We start from the raw sequence: 1,541 nt of genomic DNA, 5'->3' as shown, positions 1-1,541 counted from the left end.
TGCCATCCGTACGGCTATAACTCCCGGGGAAAGTTTTCTAAACCTGGCAGAAGTTCAAAAAGAAGTGCTTCTGAGCGCCTACGAGCACCAGCATTATCCATTTGATGAACTTATAAAGGGATTAAAACTCAAACGAGACATGAGCCGTTCGGCCTTGTTTGATGTACTGGTAGTACTTCAGAACCAGTCAGATCTGCACACCATTGAGAAAAATGACCTGAACGGATTTACAGTAAGTCCTTATGATTTTAAACGAAAAACAGCACAGTTCGACCTTAGTCTGACCTTTATGCAAAACAAGGGTCTTGAGTTGTCAATTGAGTACAATACAGATATTTACAATAGTTACCTGATCGAACGCTTATTTGTTCATTTGGAGAACTTCCTTAATGAATCGCTAAAGAATCCCGATACGGCCGTTGGAGCAATCGAATACCTGACACCGGAAGAAAAACACACATTGCTGGAAGGCTTCAATGCCACAAAAGCGGCTTATCCTCAGGATAAAACCGTTGTTGCCCTTTTTGAAGAGCAGGCAGCGAGAACTCCGGATCATGTTGCGGTTACATATGAGAATCTAAAGCTTACTTACAAGCAACTTAATGAGAGAGCCAACAAGTTAGGATGGTATTTGAGAGAGCAATATAAGATTAAACAAGATGATTTAATAGGCATAAAACTCGACAGGAGCGAGAATATAGTTATAGTTCTATTAGGAATATTAAAATCAGGAGCTGCTTATGTTCCTATTGATACCAATTATCCAAAAGAAAGAATAGCTTATATTGAAAAAGACAGCAATTGTAAAATAGTTATAAATCAACATGAACTTTCTGTTTTTAATGCAATCAGCGAAAAATTGCCAATTGAGAATTTACCATCTATCAATAAACCGGAAGATTTAGCCTATATCATATATACCTCCGGAACCACTGGTAATCCAAAGGGAGTTATGATTGAAAACAGAAATGCTGTTGAATTAATTAATTGGTCAAAAACCGAATTTGATTCTTCGAAATTTGATGTCATTTATGCTGTTACGTCCTATTGTTTTGATTTGTCAGTTTATGAGATTTTTTATGGATTACTGTCGGGAAAAAGAATAAGAATATTAAAGAATGCATTAGAGATTGGTAATTATATTCAGCAGGATCAGAAGATATTATTAAATACAGTTCCTTCAGTTGTAAGGAAATTGCTTGAAAACACTACAGATTTAGATAATATTTCTATCATAAATATGGCAGGAGAGGTTTTGCCTACTGATATTATTGAAAAACTGCAAACAAAAAATATCGAGGTTAGAAATTTGTATGGTCCGTCTGAAGACACTACTTATAGCACAAGTTACATAATAAAAGACCAAAAATACCGGTCAATTCCAATTGGTAAACCGATTTCAAATACTCAGGTCTACATCCTGAACAACACCTTACAGTTAGTTCCCGTAGGTGTAGTAGGGAAGCTGTATATCTCAGGAGCCGGACTGGCAAGAGGTTACCTAAACAAAGAAGAACTTACGGCAGAGAAATTTATTGAGA

At 36.3% G+C, this 1,541-nt stretch carries 1 protein-coding gene; it reads left to right on the top strand.

Annotated features, from left to right (window positions below; all coding sequences use genetic code 11):
* The coding region (locus tag KHA90_RS25015) for a non-ribosomal peptide synthetase (RefSeq protein WP_213308246.1) at positions 1 to 1,541 on the top strand (1,541 nt) is incomplete at both ends.

The sequence above is a fragment of the Flavobacterium psychroterrae genome (genome assembly GCF_018380615.1).
Lineage (GTDB): Bacteria > Bacteroidota > Bacteroidia > Flavobacteriales > Flavobacteriaceae > Flavobacterium > Flavobacterium psychroterrae.
The sequence above is the reverse complement of the archived record's forward strand: the minus strand, read 5'-3'. Positions and strand labels throughout refer to the sequence as shown.